This window comes from Mesorhizobium sp. M4A.F.Ca.ET.090.04.2.1, from assembly GCF_003999085.1.
In the GTDB taxonomy this organism is placed as follows: Bacteria; Pseudomonadota; Alphaproteobacteria; order Rhizobiales; family Rhizobiaceae; genus Mesorhizobium.
In genome coordinates, this window is record NZ_RZOT01000291.1 from 1 (window position 1) to 7564 (window position 7564).

Here is a 7564-nt window from a genome sequence, read left to right on the forward strand (position 1 = left end):
CTCTCTTCCAGCGCCCGCTCGCGCGCCTTGACGTCGGTGATGTCGGTGCTGGAGCCGACCAGATGCACCGACCCGTCCGTCGCCACCAGGCGGCTCTTGCGCGTCATCAGCTGCCGCACGGTGCCGTCGCGATGGGTGACAGACTCCTCGACCTCGCGCCCGTTGCCGGTGGCGACGACCTCGATGTCGTCATGGCTGTAGTTTTCGGCATCATCGGCGCCGAACAGCTGGCGATCGGTGCGGCCGATGACATCTTCCTTGGCAATGCCGGTGAGCGCGCACCATGCCTTGTTGACGAATTCGATGCTGAGATCCTGGGCCTTGATGAAGGCAGCCACCGGCAGCTCGTCCATGACGTGCCGGAACAGGTCGATCTGCCGCATGGAGTCATGCAGCGCCTTCTCGCGACTCTTGATGTCGGAAATGTCGACGCGCACGCCGATGAAGGTGCCGTCCTCGGTCCGCATGTCGTAGACCTGGTACCAGCGGCCGTCCGGATTGCGCCGTTCATAGGATGAGTTCGGCAGCCGGTAGTGGGCGAGCATCGCGTCGAACCACCCGTCGCGATCGCGCTCATAGAGGCTGTCGATCTCAGGATCGCCGCTCTGGCGGAAATAGCCGACCGAATGGCCGAGAACCAGCGCCTCGCGGAAACTGCGGCCGGGCTGCCACACCGGCTTCAGCGCCGGAAGCGTCTCCTGCAGTTTGCGGTTGGCGAAGACGAACCTGTCGTCACGATCGTAGATGATGACGCCGGCCGGCAGCGATTCCAGCACGGTGGCGAGGTTCTTGCGCGCATCCTCGGCCTCCGCCTCGCGCTCCTTCATGTCGGTGACGTCGACGTAGGAGATCAGCCGCTTGCCGCCGGCGAGCGGCGCCAGCGAGGCAATCAGCGTGCGGCCGTCATTGAGTGGCAGCTGCCGCGATCCGGCAACGCCAGCCCTGATCTCGGCCTCGCGCTCGGCCATGAGGCGCTGCCATGCCTCGTCGTCGGCTCCGTAGGGGTCGATCCCGCGGCTCGCTTCCATCAGCTCGCGGAAGCCGCTGCCGATCCCGGCGCGGCTGGGCTCGATTTTCCAGAACTCGTGGAAGGCGCGGTTGATCACCTGCGCGCGCATGTCCGCGTCGAGGACCAAGACGCCGATCGGCATCTGGTCGACCATGGCGCGAAGATTGGCGAAGGTCTCCGCGGTCCTGGCGTTGGCGCTCTCGATCTCGGCATCGCGGCGCTTGACGTCGGTGATCTCGTAGTAGGTCAACAGCCGCTTGCCCCCGGACAGCGCGGTGACAGAAAACATCATCGTCCTGCCGTCGGCGTGGACAAACTCGCGCGGCGACACGGAGCCGTCGCGAATCTCCGCGACGCGGCCGGCGAGGTAGCGCTGCCATTCCTCTTCGTCGATATCGCCATAGATGCCGTTGCGGCGGTTGAGTTCCATCAGGCGGCTGAACGGAGCGCCGACGGCCACGGCTCCGTCGGGAATCCTGGAGAGGTCGCGGTAGGCCTTGTTGATGATCAGTGTATCGAGCTTGGCATCCAGGAGCACGACGCCCATGTGCATGGCGTCCATCGTGCGCTCGAGATCGGCAAGATGCTGTACGCTGTCTTCGCCGGCGAGCGCATCGTCGCCACGCGCAACCGCTGCTTCGAGGGGGTCGCGTTTGCCGCCGTTCCCGCCCGTCCCGTCCACGTCCGCCATGCTGATGCCACCCCCAGCCGAACCCCCGTCGCGGTTCGTCGGCGGACTGTGCCTCAGAAGCATTAACGATCCGCTAACCTTAACAAAACATCAGCGGAGATCGGGGTCGGTCGCGGCCTAGCCGTGTCGCGCCGGTTGTCGGCCGTCGCGCGGCCGCGTTATAAGGCATATGAGGGTTTTGCTAATGTTCGGACGAATCGTGCTGCTTTTCCTTTGCCTGGCGCTGCTTGCGGCGGGGGGCTGCGCGCGTAGCGACGACGGCACGGTGATGATCCCGAAGCCCCTCGATGTCCGACGCATCTGGGACAGGCCGCCGCCGCCGCAAGCCGGTCCGCCGCAGTTGCAGCCAGGTGCCTTTCCGGCGCCGCCGCAGGCACCCAGACGCCTCGCGGGCCGCAGGCTCCCCCCGCCGCCGGCGCCACCAGGACAGACGGCAAGTCCCCCCTCGCTGTCGTCCGAGCCGGAACAGCCCCTGGCCTGCAGGAATGTCAGCGCACCCGGCAAGCGCTTCCGCGTGGTCTGCGAATAGCAGGGCGATAGACTCAGTTTGCTGGGAAGAAGGCCGAGGCCGACCACTCTCCCCGTGCGCGGGTCGGCCGGTTTGTCGACCGCGCCTTTGCTTTCGCTGGCGCCGGCCCCCTGTGGGACGGCCCCCGGGCGGCGCCCTCAGCCGCCAGACGGTATAGCTCAAAGTGTCGAATGGTCCCGGTGAAACCTTTGCCCCACACTTCGCGTTGTAGCGGCAAAGGGAGACCGAGGATGTCCATTCACTTCACCGTCTCCGGCCTGACCAGAAACCTCATCCACTCACTCGGACTGGACCACGAGCGGGCACCGAGGCCTCTGACACCGGAGCAGAACCTTTTGCTGGAATGCTATCTGGCCGGGCAAATTCCGGAATCGGCGTGGAGCGACTACGTCTACGAGACGCCGGATCTGCAGCGCCATGTAAACGCGAGGCGCGCGCGGCACTGACCCCGAGGCTGCCGATCGCCTTCTAGCCGCCGCCAGCCACGATGCCGGCGCGCAATACTTCCCGCCAGCCTGCAGGCAAAGCCAGAAGACCTACGAAAAGCCGCCGCTCGAGAAGCGAGAGAGGCTGTCGGACGTGACAGCCGTCAACGGGTCGTCCGCCCCGGTTTCCTGAACCCGCTTCGGCGCCGTCGGCACTGAGATGACCGGCTGAACTTGGGGATCCAGCGCTATCTCTTGGGCGAGTTGAACTGCAGCACGTAGACTTTGCCGGCAATCCCCTGCGCCAGCGCCGGCGAGAAGCTCAGCGGCAGGCAGTGCTGCAGTGCCGAGGTTGCGGCCTCGACATAGGCTTGCCTGGCCTTGGCGTCGCCGCTCACCTTGATCGCCGTCGGCCTGGGGGGACCGATCAGCGTGCCGTCCCGCCTGAGGCTGAAGCTCAAGGTGACCGACGAGTTTTCGGAATTCGCCGGCGGGACCCAGCACGCCTGCAGCGCCGCGCCGACATCGTTCATGGTGTTGAGCTCGGCCGCATTCGATCGACAGGACATGGCCGCCAGGAGCGCCGCGGCGATTGTCGGCAATGCAACGTTTTTCATTGCCAGGATCCTCGTCTCTCCCGCTCCGCCGCCGATCTCATGCTACGGTCAAAGCCGCAGGTGACAACAGGTTTCTCGGCAATCGCCGGGCGCAGCCACGAGGCTGAGAGTGCTTCCGGACCGGCGGCGGTTGAAAAGCAAAAGGCCGGCGCATGGCCGACCTTTGCTTTCGCCTCGGCATCGCGCCAGTACATCCGTGGTCGCGCGCCTGAGCTGAACCAGTGACCATTAGACAGGGTCCTTGGTTAACGAATCCTTAGCCTCGAAGCGCCCGGCAAATCCGGAACGCCACCACAGTGGTCCTTACGCCTTCGCCTGCGACTTCACGTAGGCGATGTAGCCGCGCACATCACCGGCCGGTTCAGCATAGGCCTTGCCGAGCTTCTTCTCCATCGCCGCCATATAGTCCTTCGCCCATTTGGGCAGCGTGTAGTCGATGACCGCTAGGAACTCGAGCGTCGCCGCCAGCCGAATGTCGGCAATCGACGGATTGCTGCCGCCGATGAACGGCTTGCCGTTGCGGAAGAAGCTGTGGAAGACGTCGAGCGGCTCGGCGATTGCTGCCGCTGCCGCCTTCTGGGCCTCTGATTTCCTGTCAGGATGGGCGTCGCTGTGGCCGACCTCGCCGGCATATTGCGGGAAACCGAGCGCCGGATAAGTGGCACGCGCCACGTAGGGGTAAAGCGTGCCGACCAGATAGAACATGGCGCTGTCGATCATCGCCCGCTTGGCCGGCGCCTTGGGGTAGAATTTCTCCAGCCCGTGCTTGTTGGCGAGATACTGCATGATGGCGCAGCTTTCCCACAACACGCCTCTCGGCAGCCCCTTGTCCTCGATCATCGGCGTCAGATGGGCCGGGTTGCGCGCCATGAACTCCGGCGAGCGCGTAAGCCCCCAAGCGTCGGTCTCGGCATGGTCGAAGCCGGCGGCGCGCGCGAACACCCGAACGGTCATGTTGTTGACGCTCGGCTTCAGCATGCTGAGCTTCAGCCCAGGCTTCTTCGCGGCCTTTGCCGTCACCTTGGGTGCGGCCTTTGCCGTCACCTTGGGTGCGGCCTTTGCCGTCACCTTGGGTGCGGCCTTTGCCGTCACCTTCGCGGCTGGCTTGGCCGCTGCTTTTGCCTTTGCTTTCGGCGCTGGCTTGGCGGCCTTCACCGCAGCCTTGGCCGCCGGTTTCCTTGCACTCTTCGTTGCTGCCTTTGCCATCTGTTCCTCCCTCAGGCCTTTTCATATGGATTTTTCGGTGCCCTTTCGTCCGACAAGGTCGCGCGCGACCATTCGACCAGCGTCTGGATCGCGTCGGCCAGATGCACTTCCGCGATGTTGTAGTCGCCGCGCGCGACGCGGATCTTGTGCGCCTGCATCAGCACATCGGCATGGGTGAAGCCCGCCGGTGGTTCGAAGCGGTACGAGGCGAGCTCGATCAAGAGGCCAAGCGGGTCCTCGAAATAGATCGAATCCATGAAGCCGCGATCCTTGACGCCGCTATGCTTGATGCCGCGCTCGTCGAGCCGGGCGACCGCCTGCAGGAAGGTGACGCGCGACACCGCAAACGCGATGTGGTGGACGCAGCCCGTATCGGTGGGCGTACGCCTGGGCACCGCCGTGCGGCTCTCATCGGTGAAGACGGTAATCAGCCTTCCGTCGCCCGGATCGAAATAGAGATGGCTCTCGCTCGCCTTGTCGAGATTGGGCTGTTCGAAGACGAAGGGCATGCCGAGCACGCCTTCCCAGAAATCGATCGACGTCTGGCGCCCGGCGCCGACCAGCGTGATGTGATGGACGCCCTGCGATTGCAGTTTCTGCATCGGTCTCCCTCCCTGCGATCCTCGCCTCTGTCGGGCCAGTTCGGATCGGCATTTACCGCCGGCGCTCCCCAAGGCGCCGCCCTGCGCCTTTGGCGCAAGGTAATGACAGGATGCTAATTCAATCGGCGGCGTTGCGCCAGAAGCGCCGAAGCGCTGCTAACGTCGCGCGGAATCCGGGGGCGTATCCTGGAATGGAAAAATGTGCTGGAGAGACTTGGTACGCCCAAGGGGAATCGAACCCCTGTTCCCGCCGTGAGAGGGCGGTGTCCTGACCGCTAGACGATGGGCGCGCTCAAGAACCGGCGATATAGGCTGGCGGCCAGGAAAAAGCAACTGGGCTTCGGAGAGTTCGCCGATATTCCAAAACTGCTGGGCTCAGCCCCGTCGTTTCGGCTCGATCAGGTCCCAGAGATTGCCGTAGAGATCGGCAAAAACCGCCACCGTGCCGTAGGCCTCGAAGCGCGGCGCCTCGCGGAACTCGACGCCGCCGGCCAGCATCGCCACATGGTCGCGGGCGAAGTCGTCGGTTTCGAGGAAGAGAAAGACCCGGCCACCGGTCTGGTTGCCGATGCGGCTCGCCTGCGTCTCGTCCGCTGCTTCGGCAAGCAGCAGCCGCGCGCCGTTTGCGTTCGCCGGCGTTACGATCACCCAGCGCTTACCGCCGCCGAGATCGACGTCCTCGGCAAGCGCGAAGCCCAGCCGCTCGACATACCAGTCAATCGCCTCGTCATAGTTCCCGACGACGAGCGCCACGGTAGCGATGCAGCGCTTGTCGGCGAAGCCGCTCATTTGTTGCGGATCGCAAACTGGCCTATCACGCGACGCTCGGCGATGTCGTAGACGAAGATGGCGCGGCTGCCGTCGGCAAGCTCGGCATCGATCGCGATGCGGTTGCCGGACAGCGACTGGCTGATCACCTTGGCGCCGACCGGCAGCACGATGTCGGCGCTAAGCGGTTCGCCGGCCGGCACCTGGATATCGCTGGCAACCGGGGCGCTGGCAGGCGGCGCGTTGCGCGCTTTGTAGACAAGCGCCGCGATCACCACCATAAGGGCAAGGAACAGCAGCCCGAGATTGACGGCCATGAAGCGGATGAGTTTGCCGCGCACCTTCTCGACTTCGGCGTCGAGCGGCTTTTCTTCGTCTTCCTCGGCAATTGGCCTGGCCATGGAATTGGGTTCCAGAACGGTTTTCGATGAGCGCTCATAGCGAAGAGGCCTCCAGATTAATAGAGGATCGTTTGACAGGCAGTGATTTGACAGCCGGCGGATCGGTCATGCTGGAGGCCGGCCCGGATGCCGCCGGCCAGCGCCTCGACCAATGGCTGGCCGGCCGGCTCGGCCGGGACATCTCGCGCAGCCGGGTGCAGATGCTGATCAGGCAGGGCGCGGTCAGGATCGGCGGCAAGGTCGCCGAGGAGGCCAAGCGCAGGATGGCCGCCGGCGAGCGCGTCTCGGTGGAGATGCCGGAGCCTGAACCGGCGGAGCCGCGGGGCGAGGCGATCGCCCTCGACATCCTCTATGAGGACGATGAGCTTATCGTCATCAACAAGCCGGCGGGACTGGTCGTCCATCCCGGCGCCGGCAACTGGACCGGCACGCTGGTCAATGCGCTCATCCACCATTGCGGCGACAGCCTGTCCGGCATTGGCGGCGTCAAGCGGCCGGGCATCGTTCATCGTCTTGACAAGGAGACCAGTGGCGTCATGGTCGTCGCCAAGACCGACCGTGCCCACAAGGCGCTGTCGGAGGCGTTTGCCGATCATGGTCGCACCGGCGACCTCGAACGCGCCTATCTCGCGCTCGTATGGGGCATTCCGTCGAGGCCGACCGGAACGGTCGACGCGCCGCTCGGCCGCGCCGCCGACCGCGTGCGCCGCGCCGTGGTGCCGGAAGGCCGCGACGACGCTCGCCACGCCGTCACGCATTTTGCCGTGATCGAGCGCTTCGGCGAGCGGCAGAAGGAATTCGCAACGGCAAGTCTGGTCGAATGCCGGCTGGAGACCGGCCGCACCCACCAGATCCGCGTCCACATGGCCCATATCGGCCATCCCGTGGTCGGCGATCCCGATTACGGCCAGGCCTTCCGCACCAAGGCCAACCGGCTGCCCGAACCGCTGAAAGGCGAAGTCAACGCATTTGCCAGGCAAGCCTTGCACGCCTGGCTCCTTGAATTCCAGCACCCGGCTACCCATCTAGCGATGAGGTTCGAAGCGCCGATACCGAGGGACATGGAGGCACTCGTCGGCGGCTTTCGCAAGCTCTGAGCCCGCCATCGATCCGCTTCAAACCGACCATCGACCCGCTTCAAAGCAACCATCAAAAAAACCTGACTGGCGTTGTTCACTTTAGCGTGACACACTGTTTCGTGTTGAACAAATGCCTGTCCTTTCTGGTTTTGTTCCTATATACAGCAGTTGCCGCGGATGAGCCGTTTGGCATTCGCGTCACATGCCCGCCGCGTTTCGGGGGCATCACTCCAAGAG

Annotated in this window: 9 protein-coding genes and 1 tRNA gene; 3 read left to right on the top strand and 7 right to left on the bottom strand. The window is 64.7% G+C overall.

Annotation, left to right across the window (positions count from 1 at the left end; all coding sequences use genetic code 11):
* Positions 1–1700: PAS-domain containing protein (locus EN781_RS20080; protein ID WP_245492625.1), on the bottom strand; the 1700-nt coding region annotated here is incomplete at its 3' end.
* 184 nt (positions 1701–1884) lie between these two features.
* On the opposite strand from EN781_RS20080, the gene EN781_RS20085 reads away from it, so the two are divergent.
* Together EN781_RS20085 and EN781_RS20090 are read left to right on the top strand one after the other, a co-directional pair.
* Positions 1885–2229: a hypothetical protein gene (locus EN781_RS20085; RefSeq protein WP_127400263.1), complete on the top strand. Its 345-nt coding sequence runs from the start codon at positions 1885–1887 to the stop codon at positions 2227–2229.
* A gap of 230 nt (positions 2230–2459) precedes the next feature.
* Entirely contained in the window at positions 2460–2675 is a 216-nt protein-coding gene (locus EN781_RS20090; protein ID WP_126057983.1) for a hypothetical protein, read from the top strand.
* A 227-nt stretch (positions 2676–2902) separates the two neighbouring features.
* Here EN781_RS20090 and EN781_RS20100 read toward each other — a convergent pair whose 3' ends face one another.
* The 6 genes from EN781_RS20100 to EN781_RS35400 form a co-directional block, all read right to left on the bottom strand.
* The gene (locus EN781_RS20100) at positions 2903–3271 is read right to left on the bottom strand and encodes a hypothetical protein (RefSeq protein ID WP_126057982.1); all 369 of its coding nucleotides are present in this window, start codon (positions 3269–3271) and stop codon (positions 2903–2905) included.
* Between the two features lie 303 nt (positions 3272–3574).
* Positions 3575–4477 carry a glutathione S-transferase family protein gene (locus EN781_RS20105; protein WP_127400264.1) on the bottom strand — a complete coding sequence of 301 codons (903 nt, stop codon included), beginning with the start codon at positions 4475–4477 and terminating at the stop codon, positions 3575–3577.
* A gap of 11 nt (positions 4478–4488) precedes the next feature.
* Positions 4489–5079 carry a VOC family protein gene (locus EN781_RS20110; protein ID WP_126057980.1) on the bottom strand — a complete coding sequence of 197 codons (591 nt, stop codon included), beginning with the start codon at positions 5077–5079 and terminating at the stop codon, positions 4489–4491.
* A gap of 215 nt (positions 5080–5294) precedes the next feature.
* A tRNA-Glu gene (locus EN781_RS20115) sits at positions 5295–5369 on the bottom strand.
* Positions 5370–5454: 85 nt separating this feature from the next.
* A complete protein-coding gene (locus EN781_RS20120) occupies positions 5455–5868 on the bottom strand; it encodes a VOC family protein (protein ID WP_126057979.1) in 414 nt (137 codons plus the stop codon).
* Positions 5865–6248 carry a fimbrial protein gene (locus EN781_RS35400; RefSeq protein ID WP_245455354.1) on the bottom strand — a complete coding sequence of 128 codons (384 nt, stop codon included), beginning with the start codon at positions 6246–6248 and terminating at the stop codon, positions 5865–5867. Before EN781_RS35400 ends, EN781_RS20120 begins: the two co-directional genes overlap by 4 nt.
* A gap of 26 nt (positions 6249–6274) precedes the next feature.
* Here EN781_RS35400 and EN781_RS20130 point away from each other — a divergent pair, with 26 nt between their 5' ends.
* Positions 6275–7345: an RluA family pseudouridine synthase gene (locus tag EN781_RS20130; RefSeq protein WP_126057978.1), complete on the top strand. Its 1071-nt coding sequence runs from the start codon at positions 6275–6277 to the stop codon at positions 7343–7345.
* Positions 7346–7564 lie beyond the last annotated feature (219 nt).

Bases quoted from the DNA above. Each gene is read 5' to 3' on its own strand.
- EN781_RS20085 (WP_127400263.1), top strand. From the start codon at position 1,885: ATGTTCGGACGAATCGTGCTGCTTTTCCTTTGCCTGGCGCTGCTTGCG.
- EN781_RS20090 (WP_126057983.1), top strand. From the start codon at position 2,460: ATGTCCATTCACTTCACCGTCTCCGGCCTGACCAGAAACCTCATCCAC.
- EN781_RS20100 (WP_126057982.1), bottom strand. From the start codon at position 3,271: ATGAAAAACGTTGCATTGCCGACAATCGCCGCGGCGCTCCTGGCGGCC.
- EN781_RS20105 (WP_127400264.1), bottom strand. From the start codon at position 4,477: ATGGCAAAGGCAGCAACGAAGAGTGCAAGGAAACCGGCGGCCAAGGCT.
- EN781_RS20110 (WP_126057980.1), bottom strand. From the start codon at position 5,079: ATGCAGAAACTGCAATCGCAGGGCGTCCATCACATCACGCTGGTCGGC.
- EN781_RS20120 (WP_126057979.1), bottom strand. From the start codon at position 5,868: ATGAGCGGCTTCGCCGACAAGCGCTGCATCGCTACCGTGGCGCTCGTC.
- EN781_RS35400 (WP_245455354.1), bottom strand. From the start codon at position 6,248: ATGGCCAGGCCAATTGCCGAGGAAGACGAAGAAAAGCCGCTCGACGCC.
- EN781_RS20130 (WP_126057978.1), top strand. From the start codon at position 6,275: ATGAGCGCTCATAGCGAAGAGGCCTCCAGATTAATAGAGGATCGTTTG.